This is a genomic window from Streptomyces sp. NPDC048483 (assembly GCF_040651455.1).
Lineage (GTDB): Bacteria > Actinomycetota > Actinomycetes > Streptomycetales > Streptomycetaceae > Streptomyces.
Map to the genome: position 1 here is coordinate 38,468 of NZ_JBEZJZ010000040.1, position 24,502 is coordinate 62,969.

Consider the following 24,502-nt stretch of genomic DNA (forward strand, 5'->3'; position numbering starts at 1 on the left):
CGATCCGGGCGCCACCACCTTGCCGCCGCCCCGTCCGCCGCCGGTCCCCGACGGCTCACCCGGTGAGCAGATCGGCCACCCGGGCCGCCGCGCCGCCGTCGTCCAGATGACAGAAGGCCTCCCGGAAATCCGCGTACGCCTCCGCACCGGCCCGCGCAATGCCCGCCAAGTCGCCCAGCGCATCGATCAGTTCACCGGTGGAGGCGAGCAGCGGGCCCGGCACCCGGGCCTCGAAGTCGAGGGTGAAGCCGCGCAGGGTGTCGCGGTAGTGCGGCAGATCGGGCGTCAGAAAGAGCATCGGACGGCCGGTGTTGGCGAAGTCGGCGGCCAGCGAGGAGTAGTCGGTGACCAGGACATCGGCGGCCAGGAGAAGTTCGGTGGCATCGGGGTGGTCGGAGACATCGAGCGCGAAGGGGGCGACGGGGGCGACGGGGGTCCCCCTGCTCGTGGGGGACGAGCCGAGCGCTCGGGGCAGGGCCGGCAGCCGGTCGGCCACCAGCGGGTGACTGCGGACCAGGAGGACATGCCCGTCCGACAGGGCGCTACGGGCCAGCCCCAGGTCGAGGGGGAGATGGAGGCGGTGGTGGGCGGCGTCGTAGGCGAGATCGTCGCGGAGGGTGGGCGCGTACAGGACGACCGTGCGGCCCGGCTCGATCCCCAGGCGCGCGCGTACGGCGGCCCCCGCCCGGTCCCGGTCCGCCGCCACCAGCGCGTCCGTCCGCGGCAGCCCGGACTCCACGAGCCCACCGCGATAGCCGAGGGCGGAGCGCAGTACGGGCGTGCTGTGCGCGTTGGGCGACAGCAGCACGCTCCACTGGCGGCCCAGGTGCGGCCGCGGCGCCAGATGGGCGAGCCCCGCGCAGAAAGTGCCCGCCAGATGCGCGCCGATCTGCTTGAGCGGGGTGCCGTGCCAGGTCTGGACGACGGTCTGCCCGTCGCGGCGCAGGAACCAGGACGGCAGATGCGTATTGGTGACGACCCAGCGGCTGTGCGCCAGCGCACCGTGCCACTCCGCGCTCCCCACGACCACCGCACGCGCGGTGTCCGGCATCGCGGCCTGCGCATCACGCACCGCCCACAGATGCGTGACATCGGCGCCCCGGCGCACCAGCTCCTCGTGCACCGCACGCGGCGAGTCCCCGTACGACCGGCCCCCGAAGCTGCTGTAGAGGACGGCCTCACGCAGCGGACGGCCCCGGTGCAGCGGATAGTGCAGCTCACGCAGCACCCGGCGGCGGTAGGGGCCGCGGTCGGTGGCGGGCAGCGCCGGACCCGCCGCCACGAACGCCTCGTCGTGCCGGTACCGGTCCAGGGTCAGCGGCTTGCCGCGCACCGTACGCGAGACGGGCAGGCCGTCGAAAACGGCGGGCGCGAAACGGACCGGCGCGTCCAGGAACGACCCCGCCCCCGAGCCCTCCGCCCCTCCCGGCCATGACGCACCCCCCACGCCCGGCTCCCGCAGATGCAGCGTCCAGCGCCCCTCGCGCAACGGCAGCTCACCCGCGAGGGACGGCAGGGCGCCGAGCGGAAGCGCGCAGTGGAAGCGGCCGCCGTCGCGGGTGGCCGGGAACCCCGCCTCGACCGCGTGCGCACCGTGCCGGAGCACGATCTCGACGGCCGGCGGCGCGGAGTCCGGCAACCACCCCGCCACCAGGAGGGTGCCGTCCGCCCGCCAGACGACACGGTCCACATACGGCTGGGGCGTACGGTCATGGAGGACGAGACATCCGGTGGCGGTGGCCGCGACGACCAGTTCACGACCGTGCGGCAGCGGATGCCCGGCAGGCGACAGTCCGGGCGGGCAGGCGATCGGCGCCGTACCGCCACCGGGCAGCACCAGCTCCGGCATCCACGTCTCACTGTGCACCGGCGGGACCGCCCGCGGCACACCCTCCCGGGCAGGGCGCGCCGCGGCCAGCGCGCCGGGACGGAGACGCAGGGTGAGGAGATCCCCGGGGCGCGCGGCTTCCCCGCGCCCCGCCGCGCCGCCCGGCGGTGCCGTGCCCGCCGCCCGGTCCGGCTCCACGGGAAACGTCACCACCGTGCCCGCCCCCTGATGGGTCAGCCGCAGGGCGACCGGCAGCGGGCCCGGCGCCGTCACGGTCAGCTCCAGGACCTCCGCCGACACGGCATGATGGCCGGTCAGACGGTGCACCGGACGTTCCACCGACAGCCGCAGCCGCCCGTCGGCACAGCGGGGCACGATCCGTACGCCGCCCTCACCCACCTCGTACGCGAGCGGCGACGCCCCCGAGCCGGTGTCCGCCACCCGCAGCGCCGCCGCCCGCACCACACCCGCCGACGCGACGATCACCCCCACCGTCCAGTCCCCCTCCTCCCAGCGCCCGCCCCTGCGCAGCCGGGCCGGATCGAGCGTCACCTCGAAGCCCGCCCCGTCGTAACAGTGCCGCTCCTGACCGGACTCCGCGGTCGCCCGCGGCATCGCCACCGGCCGCAGCGGAAGGAGAATCCGGCGCCGCCCCTGGGCAAGCACCACCGTCCGCAGCGAGCCGTGCCGGGCGGGCACATCCAGGTTGCGGATATACGCATAGCCGCGCAGCACCAGCGACCCTCCCCCACTCTCGGCTCTGCCCGAGCGGGCGGACCCCCATCGCCACACCGCCTCCAGGACCCGCGCCCGTACGGGCAGATCCGTACGGTCCAGCCGCGTCACCCCCGGCGGCAGCTCCAGCAAAGGAGCGAACGGCAGCACCGCGCGCTTGCGCAGCGGCGGGCCCACGACGTCGAATCCGGCCGGGTTACGCGCCTCGTACGCAAGCAGCGCGACAAGGTCCGCGAGACGCCCGGCCCGGATCAGATACCAGCGCATCCGCAGCTCCACCGGAAGCGTGGGGAACAGCCGCGGATCGACCCCGGCAAGGACGTCGCGGGCGCCCTCCAGGAACGCGGCACGGCACTCGGGCGCCGCCGCGGGCAGCGCCGCCACCAGGTCCAGCAGCCCGTCAGTGAGCACCCACCGGTCGTAGTCGCGCCGAAAGGCATGGCGGGCCGGGTGCGCCGGATCGGCGAGGAAGCGCCGGATCGCGCCCACCGCCGCGAACCGCTCCCGTACGCCCGGCACATCGGGCCGCCGGTGCCGCGCGGCGCCCTCCGGCAGCCGCCAGTGGACGACGTGATCGTGACGGACGGCCACCGCACGGGCCAGGAAGTGCGCGGGCACCGTCACCGCCGCGTCATCGCACAACTCCCCTTCCGGAAAAGCGAATTCCTGCAGATCCCAGAACGCGCGGCGGAAAACCTTGTTCCGGGCGAAGTGGTCGGACAACAGCGTGCGGTCCTCGGTGACATGCGTACGCAGCACGGTGTCGCGGACCGCCGGGTGCTGCCGGGACTGGCTGCGGCCGGCCGCGCCGAGCCGGTAGACATTGCCGGTCGCGAAGTCGGCGCCCGACCGGTCCAGCAGACCCGTCAGATCCTCGTACGCACGCGGCAGCAGCACATCATCGGCGTCGAGAAACGCCAGGTAGTCGGAGTGCGGAGAGGCGTGCCGGGCACCGGCGTTGCGCGCCGCGCCGAGGGTGAGGACGCCTCCCGGACGGCCGCCCCGATGACGGACGACACGGAACCTCGGGTCCCGGTCGGCGAACGCCCGCACGAGCGCGGCGCCCTCCGCAGGCCCCTCCACCGCGCACCCGCCCTCCACCAGCACCACATCCAGCTCCGTCAGCGTCTGGGCCGCCACCGACTCCAGACACTCCTCCACGTTCCGCACCGGCCCCTCCGGGCGCGGGACCGGGACGACCACGGTGAGCCGAGGCTTCATACGCGCGGACCTGCCTTTCCGGACACATGCCGATCAGTCGCAGCACGGCATTGCGCGTTCAACTCGCCCGTCGGCGGCCCGGTCACCGGATCTGCGCTGAAAGGGTGAGACGGCCAGGGCCCGCGGCAGGGCGGCGTGCCGCACCGCCCCGCTCCCCCTCGATGCCGTAGACCCTTGGGCAGCGTCATGGCACCCCACGCGCCATGTCCCCAGGGAAAGGTGACCGCGACCCGATGCCCGGCCGAACCCACAGCTCCACCGCCGCCAACAGGCCCGACGTACCCGCCCCGGAGACCCGCGGCACCCGGCCCGCGGGCGGCCCCGGCACCGCCCCGCACGCCTCCACCGCCCAAGCTCTCGAGGAGCAGGGCGGCACCCCCCTCACGGCCGGCGAACGCACCGGCGTCGTACGGCCCTTGCCCGCCCGGCCCTGCTACCGCCGGCAGCTGCGCCGCATCGGCTCCGGACGGGTACTGGACATCGGATGCGGGGTGGGCGACACCCTCGCCGACTGCGCACCCGGCAGCGTCGGCATCGACCACGACCCGCGCTCCGTCCACAAATGCCGCGCCCGCGGCCTCACCGCCTACACCGCCGACGCCTTCCTCGCGAGCCCGCACGCCCGGCCCGGCACCTTCGACGCGCTGCTGTGCGCACATGTCCTCGAGCACCTGGAGGACGAACAGGTCGAGGGCCTGCTGCGGGCCTATCTCCGCTACGTACGGCCGGGCGGCGGCGTCCTGTTGATCACCCCGCAGGAGGCCGGCCACCGCGCCGAGGCGGCCCCCGTCCGCTTCACCGACTTCACCCTGCTGCGCGCCTTCGCCGAGTCGGCGGGGCTGGCCGTACGGCGCACGTACTCCTACCCGCTGCCGCGCGCGGCCGGGAAGCTGCTGCGGCGCAATGTGTTCGCGCTGGTGGGGCAGGTACCGCGGTAGGCGTGTTCGGCACGGCCGGCGTGTCCGGCGCGTCCGGTGTGTCCGTGGCACGGAAAGGCGTACGGACCAGGCTGCGTGCCCGGACCCGTACGCCCATGTTCCGCTCGCTCAGCGCCCCGCCGAACGGCCCTTCCGGCGGGCGGAGACGATCGCCCGCGTGACGACCGGCGGCAGCACATCCAGCGCGACCCTGCGCAGCACACTGCGCTGCCGCCGGGGCGCCGGACGGCCCGCCGGCCCGGTCGCGGACGCCTTCGGGGCCGCCGGCCGCTGGGGCGGGTGCGCCGCGGCCTTCGGCTTGTGCCGGGACACCGGCTGCGCGGGCTCCTTGGCGCCCTTGGCGCTCAGCCGGATCAGCGGGGCGTCGTTGACGTACTGCACCTCGTGCCAGACGTCCTTACGGGACTGGACCCACTCCAGCAGCGCCTTCCGCAGCGGCTCCGGGTCGCCCCACGTCCCGTAGAACTTGGTGCCGGTGATGCAGACGGGACGCAGCCCCTCGTTCGCCACGGCCTGCCAGGTGGCGGCGGCCACCCCCGGGCAGTGCTCGGCGCGGTAGTCGTCCATCACGACCACACCGTCCTTGGTGAGCAGCTCGCGCACCGCCAGGATGTCGCCGTGCACATGCTCATACAGATGCGAGGCGTCGATATGGGCGAAGCGCACCGAGTCGTCGCCGACATGGTCACGGACCACGGAGCTCAGGCCCTGCACGATGGTGGGCAGCTCGTCATGGAACGAGAGGTAGTTGGCCTCGAAGGCGCGGCGGGTCAGCGTTGCGTAGGACTTCTTCATCTCCTTGGAATTGGAGGCGTCCTCGGCGGGGGAATCGAAGAGATCGCAGACCGTGAAAAGCTCGTCGGAGCGCATCCGAGCGCCCATGAAAATGGCGCTTTTGCCCATGTACGCTCCCAGCTCGAGCAGATCACCCGAGACCGCATGGTCCCGCTGATGCGCAAGGAACCAGTCGAAGAGCAGCTGGTCGGCGGTGAAGAACCAGCCCTTCACATCGGACAGCCGGGTGGGGCAAGGGAGTTGTTCGGCACTCTGGTCTGCGATGGGGGCAGTCATGTGCGGTCCGTCTCCAGACGGTCGGGAATCGATGGCGATGTGCGACTCGTATGTGGATCTACGTGGGGGGAGTGTCTGCTGTTGTAGATGCAGCCGGCGCCGGGGCCGGTTCCGCCGTGGGCGCGACCCGCGCAGGGGGCAGGGCGCCACCGCCCGGCACGCGAAACGTCCGGGCCCATCTACGCAGTGTCCACGACACGACCCCGGCGCACCATGCGTTTCACGGCACTGGCCGTCATCGGCCGTCATCGTAGGGGGACAGACATGAACGGAAGATGGCGCGCGTCACGCCCGGCCCCCGGGCTCCGGGCCCCGCGCCGCACACGGCCCTGCCGCTACTTCACCGCGCCCGCCATCACACCCGAGACGAACTGCCGCTGGAAGGCGAAGAAGACGATCAGCGGCACCACCATCGACACAAACGCACCCGGCGCCAGCACATCGATGTTGTTGCCGAACTGCCGCACCTCCTGCTGAAGCGCCACCGTGACCGGGGGACTGCCGCTGTCCGCGAAGATCAGTGCGATCAGCATGTCGTTCCACACCCACAGGAACTGGAAGATCCCCAGCGACGCGATCGCCGGCCCGCCCAGCGGCATCACCACCCGGGTGAACAACCGCAGCTCACCCGCCCCGTCCAGCCGCGCCGCCTCCAGCAGCTCACGCGGAATCTCCGCGAAAAAGTTCCGCAGCAAGAACACCGCGAACGGCAGCCCGAAGGCCGTATGGAAGAGCACCACCCCGGCCGTCGTCTCGAACAGCCCCACCGCGCCGAACAGTTTGGCCACCGGGATCAGCGCCACCTGTACCGGCACCACCAGCAGCCCGACGACCACCATGAACCAGCCGTCGCGCCCCGGAAAGTCCATCCACGCGAAGGCATAGCCGGCCAGCGACCCGATGACCACCACCAGCACCGTCGCCGGCACCGTGATCGCCGCGGTGGTCAGCAGCGAACCCATCACCTTCTCGTTGCCCAGCAGCTGGCTGTAGTTGTCGACGGTGATCTGGGCCGGCCGGACGAACACCTGCCACCAGCCCGACTCGGCGATCTGCTGCGGGCTGCGCAGCGAGGACAGCAGCAGGCCGATGGTCGGCATCAGCCAGAACAGCGCGACGAGGACAAGGAAGATCCGCAGCGCGCCGCCGCCGGTCCGGGCCGCGATACGGGTGGCCGGCGACTGTCTCGCCGGTCCCCGGCCGGCCCGGCCGCCGGCACCGTCCACGCGCCCGGCCGAAACGGCCCTCTCCGTGGTCGTCATCGGCCACGCTCCTTCCGGATGCGCCGGAGATTGACGTACATCACCGGCAGCACAAGCAGCAGCAGGAATACGGCGATCGCACTGCCCAGGCCCTCGTCGACATCCGTACCGAACGACGACTGGAAGAGCTGGAGCGCGAGCACATTGGCGGACCGGATGCTGGACCCCGGCGCGATGATGTAGACCAGGTCGAAGATCTTCAGCACATTGATCATCAGCGTGACCAGCACGACGACCAGGACGGGCGCCAGCAGCGGCACCGTGATCCGGCGGAACACCTGCCACTCGCCCGCGCCGTCCACCCGCGCTGCCTCCAGCAGCTCGCGCGGCACCGCCGCCAGCCCCGCCGCGATCAGCACCATGGCGAAACCTGCCCACATCCAGACATAACTGCCGATGATGGCCGGGGTGACCAGCGCCGGGCCCAGCCAGTCCACGCCGTTGTAGGACTCCGCGAAGTTCGCCGCGGGCAGCCGCAGCCGGGCGCCGTCCGCCTTGTCCGCGGGCAGCGCATACGTCCCGTCGGCCGCGGTCGTCGCCGAGGCAACCACCGTGCCGCCCTTGACCGCCTCGACCGTCAGCCCCGCCAGCGCCTTCTCCCTGCCGTCGATGACGTTCGGCCGGCCACCGCCCCCACGCGTGAAATCCAGCCAGACCGTGCCGGTGACCTTGCCCGGCTGCGGCCCGGCGGCGGCCGCCGGCTTTGCGTCCCGGACATCGGCCTGCTGCACGGCGACCAGCGGCAGATTCACCGGGGACGCCGACGACCCCGAGGACGCCGAGGCCCCGGAAGCGGCCGCCCGTACGGCCGACCGCGTGGTGAACGCGCCGCCGCCCGACGGCCGCAGATCGGCGTTCGGCCGGGGCTTGGCGCCCGGGAACGGCGCGGGCTCGGCGAACGTGTCGTGCACGCTCACCCACACCGCATTGGCCACCCCCCGCTCCGGGTCCTGGTCGTAGACCAGCCGGAAGATGATGCCCGCCGCCAGCATGGAGATCGCCATCGGCATGAACACGACCAGCTTGAACGCCGTGCCCCAGCGGATCCGCTCGGTCAGCACCGCGAAGATCAGCCCCAGGGCGGTGGAAACGGCCGGCGCCACCACAACCCAGATCACATTGTTCTTCAGCGCCGTACGGATCCCGTCGTCCGAGAACATCTCGCCGTAATTGCCCAGCCCCACAAAGCCGTCACCGGACGCATCGAACAGGCTGCGGTAGACGGAGAAAACAATGGGATAGACCACCAGCGCACCGAGCAACACCAGCGCCGGCAGCAGAAAGACGACCGCGACCCAGCGGCGCGTCCCCACGACGCTCCGACCCGCGCCGCGTCTCTTGACGACGGGCCTTTCGACTACGACCTCTGACTCGCTCATCGTGACGTCCCCCAGGTCCGTTCCCCGGACCGCTCACCGGACCGTTCCCGGTCGGTTCGCCGGTCCGTTTCTCGAGGCGGCCGGCGTCAGCGCCCGAACGACTTCGCGGCATCCTTCTCCAGCTGCGCCTGCGTCCCCGCGATGTCCTTGGGGTTCTTGAGGAAGTCCTGCAGGGCCTTCCACTCGCCCTGCCCCGGCTTGCCGCCGAAGGAGGCCGGAGCCTGGTCGGACATGTCGAAGCGGAAGCCGTCACCCGCCGCGACCAGCGCCTTGGCGATCTTGCGCATCACATCATTGGCGTACGCCGCCTGGTCCAGCTCCTTGTTCGGCGAGATGAACCCGCCCGCCTGCGCCCAGATCTTGGCCGCATCCGTCGACGCCAGGAACGTCAGCAGCGCCTGCGACGCCTTGCTGTCCTTGAGCGCCACCGCCACATCGCCGCCGGTCACCACCGGGGACCGGGCCCCCACCGCCGGGAACGGGAACACCTTGGCATCGGTGCCCACCGCGGCCTTCGTCTGCGCGATATTGGCCGCCGCGAAGTCCGCCGACGACACCATCGCGGCCTTCGGCGCATCGCCGCCGCTGAAGGTCTGCGTCACCGATGTCGGGAAGTCGGTCTGCAAGGCGCCGGAATTGCCGCCCGCCAGCAGATCCTTACGGCCGAAGAGCCCGCCCAGCGTGGTCAGCGCCTGCTTGACCGAGGGATCCGTCCACTTGATCCTGTGCTGCGCCAGCTGGTCGTACTTCTCCGGTCCGGCCTGTGAGAGATAGACATTCTCGAACCAGTCGGTCAGCGTCCAGCCGTCCGCACCGCCCACCGAAACCGGCTCGACACCCGAATCCGACACCGTCTGCGCGGCCTTGAGGAAGTCCTTCCAATTCTTGGGCTCGCCGACGCCCGCATTGCCGAACGCCGTGGCGTTGTACCAGACCAGCGACTTGTTGCTGGCCTTGAAATAGACGCCGTACTGCGTGCCCTTGTGGGCGCCCAGATCCTGCCAGCCCTTTGTGTAGTTCTTCGCCAGCTGCGCCTTGGCAGTGGAGCCCAGCGGCTTGAGCCAGCCCTTCTGGGCGAACTCATTGAGCACCCCGACCTGTTGGAGCATCGCAATGTCCGGCGGCCCGCCGCCGGCGATCTTGGAGCCGATGAACCCGGCCATGTCGTCACCGCTGGGCACGAAGTCGACCTTGGCACCGGTGCGCTTCTCGAACTCGTCCAGCACCTTGACGAAGTTCTCCCGCTCGGGACCCGTCCAGACCGCGGTGACCTGGAGTTTCTGTCCGCCGAGCCGCGGGAGCTGCACGGTGGGAGCGGTACTGCCACCCTTCCCGCCGCCGCCGCTGCTCCCGCCGTCGTCCTTCGTCCCGCCGCACGCCGCCAGCGCGACGGCAAGCGCAGCCGTCGCCGCCAGGGCCCCCATGGCGCGTCCAGCCGTCCGGTCGAATCGTGTGCGCATCCCCGTAGCCCCTTATCACTGCGCCTGCCGTGCGTGCGGTGGTGCCGGTGCGGTGGTGCCGGTGCGTGGTGCGGTGGTGCTCTTCGCGGTGCGGTGGTGCGGTGCGGCGTGCCGGTGCGCTGGTGTTCTCCGTGGTGCGGTGGCGCGGCGCGGCGGTGTTGTCCGCGGTGTGGTGCGGCGTGCCGGTGCGGGTGGTCCTCTTGGCGGTGCCGGTGCCGATGCCGGTGCCGGTGCGGTGGTGCGTGCGGTGGTGCCGGTGCGGCCGGTGTTCTTCGCCGTGCCGTTGCGCGGTTCTCCTGCGCCGGGCGGCCGACGTGCTCGGCTGTGCCGGGCGGCGGCCGCGGCCCGGCGTGCTCTGCGGTGCCGTTGTGCTCCGCGGTGTGCGACAGGTCTACGCCCGGATCCCCGGCGCCGCAATACCGCTTCCGGCCTCAACTGGCCATTTGTAATGGGGCTGTTACGGGCCGTCGGAGTGCCGGGCCGTGGGGCCGTGGGGCCGTCGGAGCGCCGGGCCGTCGGGGGCGGGCGCCGAGGGCCGGGCGGTAGGGCCGGGGGCGCCGCCGCCCCCACTCGCGCCGGGGAGGCGGCGCCGCGGCACTCACACCAGGAGCTTCACGCCGACACCACGTGACTCACAGCAAGGGCGGCGCGCCGGCCGCCGCCAAGGACTGGGCGGCCCGCTGCAGCGCGCTGGCCAGCAGGGCCAGATCCGTCGGGCCGTTGCCCAGCTCGCGCAGCGGCCGGCGGGCCGGCGGGTCCCCCATCCGCTGCCACTCCAGCGGTACGACCGTCGGCCGCAAGGTGGACGTCCGGGGTATCCGGCCGGTCACCCGGCCCGCCTGGAACGGCGTCGAGGAGCCGTCCTCGGCCCGGTCCAGCCGCCCGCGGCCCGGCGCCACCGGCTCGGACGGGTCGCCGGACGCGCCCAGCTGGATGCGCAGACCGGCCCGTTCGCTGGTCGCGGTCTCCCCCGTACGGTCCGGATGGCCGGTCGCCGCTATGAGATGGACGCCCAGCACGGCACCGTCCCGGGCCACCGCCTCCAGGGCACGCACCACGGAGCCGGCGGCCGGCCGGCCCGTGCTGCCGAGCGCCGGGGCCACCAGCGCGTCGAAGTCGTCGACGAGCACGAACAGCCGCGGCATCGGCGGCGCCTGGTCCTCCGCGGCCTCGTCCCCGCTGCGTGTCCGCAGTCGCAGTGTGCCTGTGCCCGACGGGTCCGCCGCTGTGCCGCCGCTTCCTTCCTTATTACGGCAACGATTACGGAGAGTAATTGGTTCCTGCGGTGTGTCACCGTCTTCGGGCGGACGGCGCGGGGCGATGATCCGCGGCGCCGGCAGATGCTTGGCGCGCCACTCGGCGAACGGCGTGCCGCCCAGTATTTCCGCGCGCCGCTTCAGCTCCGAGGACAGCGCCTGCGCGAACTCCCGCATCCGGACCGGGTCCGAGGCGGCCAGATACGTCGTGACATGCGGCAGGTCCGTACACACCCGAAGCCCCTCGCCGCGCTCGCTGCCGCCGCCGTCCACCAGGACCAGCGACAGCAGATCGGGGCGGTCCGCGGCGGCGAGCGAGGCGGCCAGCGAGCGCATCAGCTCGGTCTTGCCGCTCGCCGCCGCGCCCTCCAGGAGGAGGTGTGTGCCGTCGGCGGCGAGGTCGGCGGCCAGTGGGCCGTGCGGGCCCGCGCCGAGCACCGCCGGGGTGCTGGGCCGGTCGGTGTCCAGGGCGGCGGCCCAGCGTGCCATCAGGGATGCCGGGGTGGCGCGGGCCAGCCCCAGCTCGTCCAGCAGCCGGGAGGCATCGGGCAGGGGGACGGCGGCGCGGTGCACCTGATGGCCGCCGACCGTGGCCGTCGTGTCGGCCTCGCACAGCGGGGCCAGCGCCCGGGCGAACCGCTCGGCCCAGGCGGCGGAGACCGCGTCCACCGCCGCGACCGTGCCGTTCGGCCCGGAACCGGGCTGCACGACGCGCAGCGCCGTGGCCACATCGCCGCTGAGCACCGCCACCGCCCCGCACTCGCCGAAGGCGGGTGAGGCCTTCCGGGCGGCCTCGTATGTCGCGGCCAGCGGGAAGGCGGGGCTCGCGGCGGGCGTCTCCGCCAGACACATCAGGTGGATGCCGGCCGCCGGGCCGCCCGCCGCGAGCCGGGCCGCACTCTCGCGCAGCTCCGACGAGCCGAGGTCGCCGTCCACGATCACGACGGTGTACGGGCCCTGGTGGCGGGCCGCGGCGGCGGCCACCTCGGTGCGGTCGGCGCTGGCCCAGTCGGGGCCGAGCGGGCCGTCGTCCAGGCGGCGCACCAGCTCGGCCGTACGGGCCGCGGCCTGCTCCTTGTCGTAGGCGAGCAGCAGCCGGCAGTCCTGGCCGTGGGCCGGGCGGAGGTGCGGCAGCCACCCGAGCCAGGACCAGTCGGCCACCCGCTCCTCGGTGCCGCGCGCCCGGTCCGTGGAGATCAGCACGATCTCGAGGGCGGAGGGGGAGTGCAGCGCGGCGAGCTGGGCGACGGCGGCGCGGGCCAGCCCGGCCAGCCGTTCGCGCGGACCGGCCAGGCCCAGGGAGCCCGCCCGGCGCAGCTCGACGGTGACCGGCGCGGCGATCCGGCCGCCGCCCTTGCTGGTCGTCCCCAGCCGGACGGTCAGCGCGTCGGCGTGGTCCTGGCCGCGCTCCCACAGGCGGGGGCCCGGTCCGAGCGCCGTCAAGAGGACGGCGGCGGCATCCGGCCACCGCTCGTGCGCGGCGGCGGCCGCCTCCGCGTCCCTCTCGTCCGCCGGGCCGCCCACCGGCTCCGACGGCGCCGCCCCGGTGTCCTCCGGCGGCTCCACGGCGTACCGGCCACCGGCCAGACGGCGTGCCCAGGCGCCGATGCCGCCGCGTCGGGCCGTCCGGGGGGTGTCGGGGGGCAGCAGCGGTTGGCGACCGGCGTGGGTGCCGTCCCGGGGGGACGGCACATGGTCGTGGCGAACGTACGCGGTGCCCGGCTGCCCGGCGCCGTCGGTCCGTGGCCCGTCGTCGGGTGCCGTACCGCGCAGGGGCGTGTCCCGGCGGTCGGGGCCGCTTAGCGGAGCGCGGGCGGGTGGTGCGGCCGGCAAGGGGGCGGGGGCCGGGCCCTGGGCGCCGTAAGGACCTTCCCACGGGTCCGCCCCGCCGGGCCGGCCGCCGGGGGAGAACCGCGCCCCCATCGTGGCGGCCGCCGCGTCCCTCCCCCACTCACGGCCTCGATCGAGCGGGGGGACCCCCGTCGCCGCCCCCGGTGCGACCCGCAGATGGCCCTCGCCGTCGGGGGCGGCGGGCAGCGCCGGGTCCGGGGTGCCGGGGGAGGGCTGCAGGCGCAGCGCGGACTCGCCGACCCGCAGCAGCGCGCCGGGCCGCAGTGGTGCGGGCGCCTCGCCGAGGTCGATGCCGTCGACGGCGGTGCCGTTGGTGGAGCGCAGGTCGGCGACGTACACCGAGCCGTCGGGCTCGACCGTCACCGCGCAGTGCAGCCGGGAGACATCGGGGTCGTCCAGCGGGACGTCCGCGTCGGCGGAGCGGCCGATGCGGATCTGGCCGCCGTGCAGCAGATGGACGCCGCCGGCATCGGGGCCGGAGACGACGCGCAGCCGGGCGGGACCGTGCGGCAGGCCGTGCGCCGGGGCGGGGCCGGGGCCCTGGAGGGCGAGCACCGCGCCGTCGATCAGCGGCGGTTCGCCGATCGCCGCGCGCTGCGGGTCGAGCCGCTCGCTGCCCGCGTACAGCACGACGGGGCCGCCGCCGCCCGTGTCTGTGCCCGGGCCGGCCACGGAGGCCGCGAGGGAGCCCGCCACCGACGCCAGGGCGGTCCCGGCCGGGGCCGTCACGAGCACGTCGCAGGCCCGTGTGGTGTGGCCGCTGCGCGGCCCGAGGACGGTCAGCCGGATCTGCATCGCCGTCAACGGTCCCTTCTGCCGGGAATCCGGCAGGGGTTCCGCTCACCCCCCACCGCGCCCGAGCTCGTCGGCACGTACAAGTCCCAAGCGCACGTCGCGACGGAGAGCGCGCGCCCCCACCACAATGCGTGCTGGGGGCATCCTCGCACCTGCCACTGACAACACGCCCGCCGACCGCCGCTTGGTGATCTTGATTGGTCTTCTAAGGGCGAAAAAGTGCCGGCTTGCGCGCGCTGAACGGCCTGTTTTCGATCGCAGTGGTCAGCTGCCGCAGCGGCCGGGACCCCGTGGCGCGGCCGCCGCGCCGATCGGCCGGCGTCCGGCGGCAACCATCTGCCCGCAGCCCGCGTCTTCCCCACAAGCCCTGCCCGGCTCCAGGCTGTGGATTTTGCCCGACGGCCTACAGTGGGTCGGACGGGCCGCGAGCTGACCCAGCGGGCCAGGCAAGAGATCCTTAGACGACCAGGGAGCGCATGACGTGCGGCCGGTAGGCAGCAAGTATCTGCTCGAGGAGCCGCTGGGACGCGGCGCCACGGGCACCGTCTGGCGTGCCCGCCAGCGGGAGACGGCGGGCGCCGAGGCCGCCGTGGCCGGCGAGCCCGGCGAGACCGTCGCGATCAAGGTCCTCAAGGAGGAGCTGGCGAACGACGCGGACGTGGTGATGCGCTTCCTGCGGGAGCGCTCCGTCCTGCTGCGGCTCACCCACCCCAACATCGTCCGCACCCGCGACCTCGTCGTGGAGGGTGATCTGCTCGCCCTGGTGATGGACCTGGTCGACGGTCCCGACCTGCACCGCTACCTGCGCGACAACGGCCCCTTCAGCCCGGTGGCCGCCTCCCTGCTCACCGCGCAGATCGCCGACGCCCTGGCGGTCAGCCATGCCGACGGCGTCGTCCACCGGGATCTCAAACCCGCCAACGTCCTGCTCGCCGGCTCGGACGGCAGCAGCGAGATGCACCCGATGCTGACCGACTTCGGCATCGCCCGTCTGGCCGACTCCCCGGGCCTGACCCGCACCCATGAGTTCGTCGGCACCCCCGCCTATGTGGCGCCGGAGTCCGCCGAGGGCCGTCCGCAGACCTCCGCCGTGGACATCTACGGCGCCGGAATCCTGCTCTACGAGCTGGTCACCGGCCGTCCGCCGTTCGCCGGCTCGACCGCTCTGGAGGTGCTGCACCGCCACCTGAGCGAGGAGCCGCGCCGCCCCAGCACGCTCCCCGAGCCGCTGTGGACGGTGATAGAGCGCTGTCTGCGCAAGCGCCCCGAGGAGCGGCCCAGCGCCGAGAACCTCGCCCGTGCGCTGCGCACCGTCGCGGCCGGCGTCGGCGTGCACGCCACCCCGGCGGCGGCCGAGGCCGCACTCGGCGTCGCCGCGCTGCTCGCCCCCGACCCGGCGCCCGCCACGGTCCCCGGTACGGGCGCCGACGGCGGCCACGGCACGGGCGACGCCGACCCCACCCAGGTCCTGCCTTCCAACGCCGGTTCGTACGACCCGGCCGGGGCCACCAGCGTGCTGCCCTCGATGCCCACGGGCGCGCCCCCAGGTGGCCCCCAGGAGCCCGAGGGTCCGCATCCCTGGGAGTCCCAGCTGCGCGCCGCCCGCGACCGCAACGAACAGACCCAGGTGCAGTACCTGGACCCGAACGAGGACCCGCTGCGCCGCCGCCCCCAGCGCCGTCCCGGCCCGCAGCAGCAGCCCCCGTACGGCCAGCAGCAGGCCCCGTACGGCCAGCAGCCGCCGCCGTACGCCCAGCAGCAGCGCCCCGCCCCGCAGCGCCCGGCCCCGCAGCGCCGCCAGGAGCCCCCGCCGCAGCGCTACGAGCCGCAGCGCCCGCCCGCCCCGGAGCCCCGGCCCCGCCGCGAGCCCCGGCAGCGCAGCGCCAACCCGATGAAGATCCCGGGCCTGGGCTGCCTCAAGGGCTGCCTGTTCACCCTGCTCATCCTGTTCGTCGCGAGCTGGCTGATCTGGGAGCTGACCCCGCTCCAGGAGTGGATCGGCACCACCAAGGGCTTCTTCGCCCAGATCGGGGACATCATCACCAGCGTGAAGGACTTCGTCCAAGGAGTGAACGACGCCAAGCCCTGATCCCCTGATCCCTTGCTGACGGACGGCCGGCGCACCTGGTGTTGCCGGCCGTTCCGCTGCCCGCCTTGTGGATTTGTCGATATCTGATGGGCGATTTCGCGCACAGAAGTGAAGGTTGTGGCCGTCGGGGGCACTGAACCCCTTGGCGCCCGCGTAGCTTTGACGCCAACTTCAGCCCCTGCAGGACGCTCGGGGGCCCGACACGTCGGAGCAGTTTTGGCACGGAAGATCGGCAGCCGGTACACCGCCCACCAGATCCTGGGGCGCGGCAGTGCCGGCACGGTATGGCTGGGCGAGGGTCCCGAAGGGGCCGTGGCCATCAAGCTGTTGCGTGAGGATCTCGCCTCCGACCAGGAGCTCGTCGGCCGCTTCGTACAGGAGCGGACGGCGCTGCTGAGCCTGGAGCACCCGCATGTCGTCGGCGTCCGCGATCTTGTCGTCGACGGCAACGACCTGGCGCTGGTCATGGACCTCGTACGCGGTACGGACCTGCGCACCCGCCTGGAGCGCGAGCGCCGGCTGGCCCCGGAGGCCGCCGTCGCCATAGTCGCCGACGTCGCCGACGGCCTCGCCGCCGCGCACGCCGAACGGATCGTGCACCGCGACGTCAAGCCCGAGAACGTCCTCCTGGACATGCAGGGCGCGCTCGGCCCCGGTGGCGCGCACCCCGCGTTGCTCACCGACTTCGGCATCGCACGCCTGGTGGACTCGCCCCGCAGAACCCTCGCCCAGCCTCCGGCCGGGGGGACCTCCGTCCCGCTCCGCTCGACCAAGGTCATCGGCACCCCCGACTACCTCGCCCCGGAGATCATCGAGGGCCTGCCCCCGCGCGCCTCCGTGGACGTCTATGCCCTGGCGACCGTGCTGTACGAGCTGCTCGCCGGCTTCACCCCCTTCGGCGGCGGCCACCCCGGGGCAGTGCTGCGCCGCCATGTCACCGAGAGCGTCGCCCCGCTGCCAGGGATCCCCGACGAGCTGTGGCAGCTGCTGCTGCAGTGCCTGGCCAAGGCGCCCGCCTCCCGGCTGCGCGCCCCCGAGCTCGCCGCCCGGCTGCGCGAGCTGCTGCCGGGCCTGGCGGGCATCCCGCCGCTGGACATCGACGAGCCCGACAGCGAGCAGCCGGAGGACGACACGGAGGGCGCGGCGGCCACCGGGGGCCGCGACTACCCGCCGGCCGCCCCGGCCGAGGACACCCCGCCGCGCGGCGCGGTCCCGCTCGTCCAGGGGGCGGCGCCGGACTCCAACCGGGAGACCCATACGAGCATGCGTGTCCCGGGCCCGGACGAGCTGGCGGGCGGCGCCCACGGCACCGCCCGTACGCCCAGGGTCCCCGGCGAGCGGCGGGCCGGCTCGGCCCGGCACCGCTCCTCCGCGGAGGCGGTGCGCCGCCGCCGGATGAAGCTCGGCGCGGTCGGCGCCGCGGTCCTCGTGGCGATCGGCCTCGGCTGCTGGGCCGTCTCGGGCGGCGACGAGCCGGGTGATGCCAGGCCCGGCGTTCACCGGTCCGACGTCCCCTGAGTGCCCCCGGACCCTCCCCGTGCCCGTGGCCCAAGGCACGGGAGGGTCCGGGCGCCCCGGCCGGGACACACTGACGGCGGTAGCCGTTAGGCTGGGTGCGTGGCAGTCGTCGATGTATCCGAAGAGCTGAAGTCCCTCTCCTCGACCATGGGGTCGATCGAGGCCGTCCTGGACCTCGACAAGATGAGGGCCGATATCGCCGTGCTCGAGGAGCAGGCCGCGGCGCCGTCCCTGTGGGACGACGTGGAGAACGCCCAGAAGATCACCAGCCGGCTGTCCTACCTCCAGGGCCAGCTGCGCCGGGCCGAGGAGCTGCGCGCCCGGGTCGACGACCTCGAGGTGCTCTTCGAGCTCGCCGAGGCCGAGGCCGACGAGGACGCCCGCGCCGAGGCCGAGACGGAGCTCGAATCCGTCCGCAAGGCGGTCGACGAGCTCGAGGTCCGCACGCTGCTGTCGGGCGAGTACGACGCCCGCGAGGCGCTGGTCAACATCCGCGCCGAGGCCGGTGGCGTGGATGCCGCCGACTTCGCCGAGAAGCTCCAGCGGATGTATCTGCGCTGGGCCGAGCGCCACGGCTACAAGACCGAGCTGTACGAGACCTCGTACGCCGAAGAGGCCGGCATCAAGTCGACCACCTTCGCGATCCAGGTTCCGTACGCCTACGGCACCCTCTCCGTCGAGCAGGGCACGCACCGCCTGGTGCGCATCTCGCCGTTCGACAACCAGGGCCGCCGCCAGACCTCCTTCGCGGGTGTCGAGGTGCTGCCCGTCGTCGAGAAGACCGACCACGTCGAGATCGACGAGTCCGACCTGCGGGTCGACGTCTACCGTTCCTCCGGCCCCGGTGGCCAGGGTGTGAACACCACGGACTCCGCGGTCCGGCTGACGCACCTGCCGACCGGCATCGTTGTCTCCTGTCAGAACGAACGCTCGCAGATCCAGAACAAGGCCTCCGCGATGAACGTCCTCCAGGCCAAGCTCCTGGAGCGCCGCCGCCAGGAGGAGCAGGCCAAGATGGACGCCCTCAAGGGCGACGGCGGCAATTCCTGGGGCAACCAGATGCGTTCGTACGTCCTGCACCCCTACCAGATGGTCAAGGACCTGCGCACCGAGTTCGAGGTCGGCAACCCGTCCGCCGTCCTGGACGGCGACATCGACGGCTTCCTGGAGGCCGGCATCCGCTGGCGCAAGCAGCAGGAGAAGTAGCACTCCTGGTATCAAAACAACTGTCTCCCTTGTGGAGGCAGTTGTTTTTCGCTGCGGCGGTTTGGTCACAGTCGTATGTCCATGTATCGCCCAACCGCTAGCAATTCGGGCATCGGGACTTTATTCGACCTTGACGATGTTGGCCGAACTGGGAAGGCTGAGCGCGGCATGCGTATGTCTGGGGCGCGTGTATGAACGGGGAGTTGAGTGGCCTGCCCGCCTGTGCGGGGCCGTGACTCGCGTACCCCCATCAAAGCTCGTCGCCCCGTACAGCGGTGCTCCAATGACGAGTTCAGCTACTGGGGGTAGCAGTACATGACGAAGAAGACGCGGCTGCGCGTAGCGCGCATTGCAGCCAGTGCGGTGATCGCGGCGGGTGCGTCGCTCACCGCCGCCGGTGCCGCCTCTGCGGCCGAGACCGGTGGCCCGGGCTCCGGCCAGGACGACGGCGGCATCATCGGCGGCATCATCGGCGGGTTGTTCGGTGGTGGCGACTCCGGTGGTGACACCGGCGGCGACTCCGGCGGCGACGACTCCACCGGCGGCGCCCTCGGCGGCCTGGTCGACGGCGGCCAGTCCGGCGGCGAGGACACCGGCGGTCAGGACGACGGTGGCCAGACCACCGGCGGCGAGGACACCGGCGGCCAGGACGACGGTGGCCAGACCACCGGCGGCGAGGACACCGGCGGCCAGAACAGCGGCGGCCAGACCACCGGCGGCGAGGACACCGGCGGCCAGAACAGCGGCGGCCAGACCACCGGCGGCGAGGACACCGGCGGCCAGGACGACGGTGGCCAGACCACCGGCGGCGAGGACACCGGCGGCCAGACCACCGGCGGCGAGGACACCGGCGGCCAGAACACCGGCGGCCAGACCACCGGCGGCGACGACACCACTGGTGGCGACAGCACCGGCACCGGCACCGACAACGAGGGCTCCAAGCCGATCGAGCAGCCGGGCGAGGGCAAGGAAGGCATGTCCGACACCCCCGGCCAGCCCAAGCAGCAGCCGAAGGGCGGGGAGCTGGCCGAGACCGGTTCCTCCGGCACCACCTTCCTGCTGATCGGCGCGGCGACGATGATCGCGGGCGGTGTCGGCTTCCGTCTGCTGCCCCGTCTGATCAACAAGAACGGTGGCGGCGCGGCCGCGGCCTGACGCTGACATGCAGCAAACGATGGGCCCGGGGTGCAGCCAGCACCCCGGGCCCATCGGCGTTCACCCACACATCCCCGCCGCTGCGCACACGACCGGTCGCACTCGGTGACGTAACAGAACCTGCCCCGCGCTTTTGGCGCTCCGCCCCGCGTACCGGCCCCGGCGGGCCCGGACGGCTCAGGCGGTCAGACGGCCTGGTGGAGCAGCGCCGCGACCGCGATCAGCGCGATCAGCAGGACCACCAGCATCACGGGGCTGAGCTGGCCGAATATGCCCTCTTGCTGCTGAAGTCGTTCCCTGCTGGCCCGGCACACAGGGCAGCGGCCCTCGCTCACAGGGGCCGCGCAGCTGGCGCACACCAATCGGTCGTACGTCATGCGACCTCCTTCTTCACTGCGCCAACGCACCGGGAGGCGCATTGGTTCCCCCTACCACTGTGCCAGCTTCCCGGCCGAACGGCGCGCCCCGCGGAATTGTGTTCCTTTTGCCCGGCCCCAAGGCCGTGATCGCCGCCCGGATGACGGGAATGTCCGGCTGGATGTCGTGAATAAACGCACCAACCCCCCACGGCGACTACGCCGCAACACGAGGTTCGCGTATGGTCACGCACACCGACGGGAGCCGCAACACGGCAACCCGTGCCCCTACCCAGGTCGACCGTGGTGCATCAGTGATCCGATTCGACAACGTCTCCAAGACCTACCCGAAGCAGAACCGCCCCGCTCTCAGGGATGTCTCCCTGGAGATCGAGCGCGGCGAGTTCGTCTTCCTGGTGGGTTCCTCGGGCTCCGGTAAGTCCACCTTCCTGCGCCTGCTCCTGCGCGAGGAGCGCGCCAGCCATGGCGCCGTGCACGTACTGGGCAAGGACCTCGCGAAACTGTCCAACTGGAAGGTCCCGCAGATGCGGCGCCAGGTGGGCACCGTCTTCCAGGACTTCCGGCTGCTCCCCAACAAGACGGTGGGGCAGAACGTGGCCTTTGCGCTCGAGGTCATCGGCAAGCCGCGCGGGCAGATCCGCAAGACGGTCCCCGAGGTCCTCGAACTCGTCGGCCTCGGCGGCAAAGAGGACCGTATGCCCGGTGAACTCTCCGGTGGTGAGCAGCAGCGCGTCGCCATCGCGCGGGCCTTCGTCAATCGCCCGATGCTGCTCATCGCGGACGAGCCCACCGGCAACCTCGACCCGCAGACCTCGGTCGGCATCATGAAGCTGCTGGACCGGATCAACCGGACCGGTACGACGGTGGTCATGGCCACCCACGACCAGCAGATCGTCGACCAGATGCGCAAGCGCGTCATGGAACTCGAAAAGGGCCGACTCGTCCGCGACCAGTCGCGCGGCGTGTACGGCTACCAGCACTAAGCGTGTACGGCAACCATTACTGAGAGGACGCCATGCGCGCCCAGTTCGTCCTGTCGGAGATCGGCGTCGGTCTCCGCCGAAACCTCACGATGACGTTCGCCGTCATCGTCTCCGTAGCCCTCTCGCTCGGCCTGTTCGGGGCCTCGTTGCTGATGCGCGACCAGGTCAGCACGATGAAGGGCTATTGGTACGACAAGGTCAATGTCTCCATTTTCTTCTGCAACAAGAACGACGCCGACACGGGTGCCAACTGCGCCAAGGGTGCGGCGACCGGGCAGCAGAAGGACGACATCCTGGCCGAGCTGCACCGGCTGCCGATCGTGCAGAACGTGCATCACGAGACCAGCGGCCAGGCATACAAGCACTACAAGGAGCAGTTCGGTGACACGCCCGTCGCCGGACTGGTGACGCCCGACCAGCTGCCGGAGTCCTTCCGGGTCAAGCTCAAGGACCCCACGAAGTACGACGTGATCAAGTCGGCGTTCTCCGAGCGGCCCGGCGTCCAGGAGGTGCAGGACCAACGCGACACCGTTGAGCCGCTGTTCAACCTCCTCAACGGCATGAACATCGCCGCGCTGTGCGTGATGGGGCTGATGCTGATCGTTGCGCTGATGCTGATCGTCAACACCGTCCGGGTGTCGGCGTTCAGCAGGCGGCGGGAGACCGGGATCATGCGCCTGGTGGGCGCGTCCAGCTTCTACATCCAGATGCCGTTCATCCTGGAGGCCGCCATCGCCGGCCTGCTCGGCGCCGGCTTCGCCTGCGTGCTGATCGTCGCCGGCAAGGGCATCCTCATCAACAACTGGCTGGCCAAGAAGATCCAGGTCATCAACTTCATCGGCTGGGACTCGGTGGCACAGGTACTGCCGCTGGTCCTCCTGATCGGCCTGCTGATGCCCGCCCTCGCCGCGTTCTTCGCGTTGCGCAAGTACCTCAAGGTGTGAGCTTTGCCAAGGGGCGCCGTACGGTCAACTTGCCGTACGGCGCCCCTTTGTCGCCTAGACTCACCGGCATGTCGGGCCCGTGTTCGTACGACCCGCCCCGCCGCATTCGCCGTGGGGCAGCCCTGACGTTGATCTTCGCGAGTGTGCTCGCCACGGGTGTGGCGACCGGCACTTGGGGCGAGCGGGCCGAGGGCGCCGTGGAGCGGCCGGAGTCCGGCAACACGGTCGCCGCCGCCCCCAAGAGCCGCACCGCCGACCACGCGGCCGTCGAACGCGCCGCGGCCCAGGCCATAGAGGACGGCAAGTCCGGCTCACAGGCCGCCGCCGACGTCGTCAGCCGCAGCGGCGACCGCTGGTCGGCGATCTACACCCCCGGCGAGTTCCGCGACTTCCAGCAGCAGTTGGACGGCTCCTACGTGGGCGTCGGACTGTGGGTGCGGCAGGCCGACGGTGGCCGGATCCGGGTGTCCCGGGTCCAGCCCGACGGCCCCGCCGCGCGGGCGGGCATCGCCGCCGGCGACCGGCTGCGCGCGATCGACGGCCGGGCCGTGCGGGGCCGGCCGGTCACCGAGACCGTCGCCTGGCTGCGCGGCGACGCCCGCCGCCCCGCCGAGGGCGCCGGCAGCTCCGTACGGCTCGACCTCCAGCGCGGCCCCCGGCACTGGACCGCGACCCTGCACCGCACCCGTCTGAGAACCCAGAACGTCACCGTCGACCGCCCGGCCGGCGGGCGCGGCCCGACCCGGATCAAGGTCGCCGCGTTCTCCCAGGGCACCGGCGAAGCGGTCCGCCAGGCGGTGCGCCGCGCCTCCCCGCACGCCGGCCTGCTGCTCGACCTGCGGGGCAACGCCGGCGGCCTGGTCACCGAGGCCGTCGCCGCCGCCTCCGCCTTCCTGGACGGCGGCCTGGTGGCCACGTACGACGTCCGCGGCAGCCAGCGCGCCCTGTACGCCGACCGTGGCGGCAGCACCCGCATCCCGCTGGTCGTCCTCGTCGACGGCGGCACGATGAGCGCCGGCGAACTGCTGGCCGGCGCCCTGCAGGACCGCGGCCGGGCGATCGTCGTCGGCTCCCCGACCTTCGGCAAGGGCTCGGTCCAGATGCCCAGCCGCCTCCCCGACGGCTCGGTCGCCGAGCTCACCGTCGGCCACTACCGCACTCCCTCCGGCCAGGTCGTCGACGGCCGGGGCATCTCCCCCGACCTGGTCGCCGGGGACGGCGCGGAAAAACGGGCCCGCACAGTATTGAGTGGCCTCGGCACCAGTACGTAGTGCGAAAATGGCGGCACCATGACTAAGCAGACCAAGCAAAAGAGTAAGGACAAGGACCCCGGGCGCAAGCTCGTGGCGCAGCACAAGAAGGCGCGGCACGATTACCACATTCTGGACACCTATGAGTGTGGCCTGGTGCTGACCGGCACCGAGGTGAAGTCGCTACGGCAGGGCCGGGCGTCACTGGTGGACGGATTCGTCCAGATCGACCGTAATGAGGCGTGGCTGCACAACGTCCACATCCCCGAATACGCCCAGGGGACCTGGACCAACCACAGCGCCCGCCGCAAGCGGAAGCTGCTGCTGCACCGCCATGAGATCGACAAGCTCCAATCGAAGATCCAGGAGAGCGGCCACACGATCGTGCCGCTGGCCCTCTACTTCAAGGACGGCCGCGCCAAGGTCGAGATCGCACTGGCCAAGGGCAAGAAGGAATACGACAAGCGCCAGACCCTCCGCGAACAGCAGGACCGCCGCGAGTCGGACCGCGCCATTTCCTCGGCCCGGCGACGCCAGCGGGCCTGAGGCCGGGCGCCGGCGGACCGTACGTCGCCGGCAAGGGAATGCGCTGGCAACGTCGTGCGTTGTTCACGTACGATGGCTCAGCACCCCACGGAGGGTGCGGGCACCGTGGTGTAGGTGCCGCCTTGATAAATCAACATGGGGATGATCGGTTTCGACAGCGGATGTCGAAGCAGGGGAAGCGAGTCGAGGAAGCGGCAATGATCTCGTTAACCATATGTCGCAACCAATAATCGCCAACACCAAGCGCGATTCCTTCGCCCTCGCTGCCTAAGTAGCGACTTGCGAAGTGTCAGCCCGGGGCTGTTCCCGACCCGGATCCTGGCATCAGCTAGGGGACTAAACTTCTAGACCCGGTCACGGGGCCCAGAAGGAAATCAAACAGTGACTGAGCCCGTCGGAGACTTGTTCGCGTGATCTCCGGGGCTGAGAAAATCGCAGCGAACTGCACTCGGAGAAGCCCTGATTCCGCACCGTTGGACGCGGGTTCGATTCCCGCCATCTCCACTCATCCCATGTAAGCCGTTGCCCCGCGAGGATCCTCGCGGGGCAACGGCTTTTTGGTTTGCCGGCCGAGCGAGGTGAGCACCGCGGTGGCCAGGGCGAGGGCGGCGGCGGCGGCGGGGTCGGTGTAGGCGAGG

The 24,502-nt window shown here is 72.1% G+C and carries 16 protein-coding genes and 1 other RNA gene; 10 read left to right on the forward strand and 7 right to left on the reverse strand.

Annotation, left to right across the window (positions count from 1 at the left end; translation table 11 throughout):
- Positions 1 to 55: 55 nt before the first annotated feature.
- Complete coding sequence (locus AB0D04_RS21080) at positions 56 to 3,784, reverse strand: CDP-glycerol glycerophosphotransferase family protein (protein WP_362705341.1); 3,729 nt, start codon at positions 3,782 to 3,784, stop codon at positions 56 to 58.
- Between the two features lie 233 nt (positions 3,785 to 4,017).
- On the opposite strand from AB0D04_RS21080, the gene AB0D04_RS21085 reads away from it, so the two are divergent.
- Positions 4,018 to 4,722 (forward strand): class I SAM-dependent methyltransferase, encoded by a 705-nt coding sequence (locus AB0D04_RS21085; protein ID WP_362705344.1) that lies wholly within the window; start codon positions 4,018 to 4,020, stop codon positions 4,720 to 4,722.
- 108 nt (positions 4,723 to 4,830) lie between these two features.
- On the opposite strand, the gene AB0D04_RS21090 is transcribed toward AB0D04_RS21085, so the two are convergent.
- The 5 genes from AB0D04_RS21090 to AB0D04_RS21110 all read right to left on the reverse strand — a co-directional run bounded on the left by AB0D04_RS21090 (position 4,831) and on the right by AB0D04_RS21110 (position 13,796).
- Positions 4,831 to 5,793, reverse strand: a complete 963-nt coding sequence (locus AB0D04_RS21090; RefSeq protein ID WP_362705347.1) for a class I SAM-dependent methyltransferase — start codon at positions 5,791 to 5,793, stop codon at positions 4,831 to 4,833.
- A gap of 335 nt (positions 5,794 to 6,128) precedes the next feature.
- Positions 6,129 to 7,055, reverse strand: coding sequence for a carbohydrate ABC transporter permease (locus tag AB0D04_RS21095; RefSeq protein WP_362705349.1), 927 nt, complete (start codon positions 7,053 to 7,055; stop codon positions 6,129 to 6,131).
- Positions 7,052 to 8,434: a sugar ABC transporter permease gene (locus AB0D04_RS21100; RefSeq protein WP_362705352.1), complete on the reverse strand. Its 1,383-nt coding sequence runs from the start codon at positions 8,432 to 8,434 to the stop codon at positions 7,052 to 7,054. Before AB0D04_RS21100 ends, AB0D04_RS21095 begins: the two co-directional genes overlap by 4 nt.
- Before the next feature lie 86 nt (positions 8,435 to 8,520).
- Positions 8,521 to 9,894, reverse strand: coding sequence for an ABC transporter substrate-binding protein (locus tag AB0D04_RS21105; protein ID WP_362705355.1), 1,374 nt, complete (start codon positions 9,892 to 9,894; stop codon positions 8,521 to 8,523).
- A 632-nt stretch (positions 9,895 to 10,526) separates the two neighbouring features.
- The gene (locus AB0D04_RS21110) at positions 10,527 to 13,796 is read right to left on the reverse strand and encodes an FHA domain-containing protein (RefSeq protein WP_362705384.1); all 3,270 of its coding nucleotides are present in this window, start codon (positions 13,794 to 13,796) and stop codon (positions 10,527 to 10,529) included.
- Between the two features lie 481 nt (positions 13,797 to 14,277).
- On the opposite strand from AB0D04_RS21110, the gene AB0D04_RS21115 reads away from it, so the two are divergent.
- The 4 genes from AB0D04_RS21115 (at position 14,278) to AB0D04_RS21130 (ending at position 19,764) form a co-directional block, all read left to right on the forward strand.
- Positions 14,278 to 15,885, forward strand: a complete 1,608-nt coding sequence (locus AB0D04_RS21115) for a serine/threonine-protein kinase (protein ID WP_362705358.1) — start codon at positions 14,278 to 14,280, stop codon at positions 15,883 to 15,885.
- Positions 15,886 to 16,101: 216 nt separating this feature from the next.
- Positions 16,102 to 17,403, forward strand: coding sequence for a protein kinase (locus tag AB0D04_RS21120; RefSeq protein WP_362705360.1), 1,302 nt, complete (start codon positions 16,102 to 16,104; stop codon positions 17,401 to 17,403).
- A 99-nt stretch (positions 17,404 to 17,502) separates the two neighbouring features.
- Positions 17,503 to 18,609: a peptide chain release factor 2 gene (gene prfB, locus AB0D04_RS21125; protein ID WP_362705363.1), complete on the forward strand. Its 1,107-nt coding sequence runs from the start codon at positions 17,503 to 17,505 to the stop codon at positions 18,607 to 18,609.
- A 315-nt stretch (positions 18,610 to 18,924) separates the two neighbouring features.
- The gene (locus tag AB0D04_RS21130) at positions 18,925 to 19,764 is read left to right on the forward strand and encodes a hypothetical protein (RefSeq protein ID WP_362705366.1); all 840 of its coding nucleotides are present in this window, start codon (positions 18,925 to 18,927) and stop codon (positions 19,762 to 19,764) included.
- 185 nt (positions 19,765 to 19,949) lie between these two features.
- On the opposite strand, the gene AB0D04_RS21135 is transcribed toward AB0D04_RS21130, so the two are convergent.
- Positions 19,950 to 20,141, reverse strand: a complete 192-nt coding sequence (locus AB0D04_RS21135) for a hypothetical protein (RefSeq protein ID WP_362705369.1) — start codon at positions 20,139 to 20,141, stop codon at positions 19,950 to 19,952.
- Positions 20,142 to 20,434: 293 nt separating this feature from the next.
- Between AB0D04_RS21135 and ftsE the strand changes: the two genes are divergently transcribed.
- The 5 genes from ftsE to ssrA all read left to right on the forward strand — a co-directional run bounded on the left by ftsE (position 20,435) and on the right by ssrA (position 24,371).
- Positions 20,435 to 21,124, forward strand: coding sequence for a cell division ATP-binding protein FtsE (gene ftsE, locus AB0D04_RS21140; protein ID WP_030069385.1), 690 nt, complete (start codon positions 20,435 to 20,437; stop codon positions 21,122 to 21,124).
- A gap of 32 nt (positions 21,125 to 21,156) precedes the next feature.
- A complete protein-coding gene (ftsX, locus tag AB0D04_RS21145) occupies positions 21,157 to 22,068 on the forward strand; it encodes a permease-like cell division protein FtsX (protein ID WP_362705372.1) in 912 nt (303 codons plus the stop codon).
- Positions 22,069 to 22,136: 68 nt separating this feature from the next.
- Positions 22,137 to 23,339 carry a S41 family peptidase gene (locus AB0D04_RS21150; protein ID WP_362705375.1) on the forward strand — a complete coding sequence of 401 codons (1,203 nt, stop codon included), beginning with the start codon at positions 22,137 to 22,139 and terminating at the stop codon, positions 23,337 to 23,339.
- Positions 23,340 to 23,357: 18 nt separating this feature from the next.
- Positions 23,358 to 23,864 (forward strand): SsrA-binding protein SmpB, encoded by a 507-nt coding sequence (smpB, locus tag AB0D04_RS21155; protein WP_362705378.1) that lies wholly within the window; start codon positions 23,358 to 23,360, stop codon positions 23,862 to 23,864.
- Positions 23,865 to 24,001: 137 nt separating this feature from the next.
- Positions 24,002 to 24,371: a transfer-messenger RNA gene (gene ssrA / locus AB0D04_RS21160) on the forward strand.
- Positions 24,372 to 24,502 lie beyond the last annotated feature (131 nt).

Coding starts and splice junctions, on each gene's coding strand:
- AB0D04_RS21080 (WP_362705341.1), bottom strand. CDS start 3,784: ATGAAGCCTCGGCTCACCGTGGTCGTCCCGGTCCCGCGCCCGGAGGGG.
- AB0D04_RS21085 (WP_362705344.1), top strand. CDS start 4,018: ATGCCCGGCCGAACCCACAGCTCCACCGCCGCCAACAGGCCCGACGTA.
- AB0D04_RS21090 (WP_362705347.1), bottom strand. CDS start 5,793: ATGACTGCCCCCATCGCAGACCAGAGTGCCGAACAACTCCCTTGCCCC.
- AB0D04_RS21095 (WP_362705349.1), bottom strand. CDS start 7,055: ATGACGACCACGGAGAGGGCCGTTTCGGCCGGGCGCGTGGACGGTGCC.
- AB0D04_RS21100 (WP_362705352.1), bottom strand. CDS start 8,434: ATGAGCGAGTCAGAGGTCGTAGTCGAAAGGCCCGTCGTCAAGAGACGC.
- AB0D04_RS21105 (WP_362705355.1), bottom strand. CDS start 9,894: ATGCGCACACGATTCGACCGGACGGCTGGACGCGCCATGGGGGCCCTG.
- AB0D04_RS21110 (WP_362705384.1), bottom strand. CDS start 13,796: ATGCAGATCCGGCTGACCGTCCTCGGGCCGCGCAGCGGCCACACCACA.
- AB0D04_RS21130 (WP_362705366.1), top strand. CDS start 18,925: ATGACGAAGAAGACGCGGCTGCGCGTAGCGCGCATTGCAGCCAGTGCG.
- AB0D04_RS21135 (WP_362705369.1), bottom strand. CDS start 20,141: ATGACGTACGACCGATTGGTGTGCGCCAGCTGCGCGGCCCCTGTGAGC.
- ftsX (WP_362705372.1), top strand. CDS start 21,157: ATGCGCGCCCAGTTCGTCCTGTCGGAGATCGGCGTCGGTCTCCGCCGA.
- AB0D04_RS21150 (WP_362705375.1), top strand. CDS start 22,137: ATGTCGGGCCCGTGTTCGTACGACCCGCCCCGCCGCATTCGCCGTGGG.
- smpB (WP_362705378.1), top strand. CDS start 23,358: ATGACTAAGCAGACCAAGCAAAAGAGTAAGGACAAGGACCCCGGGCGC.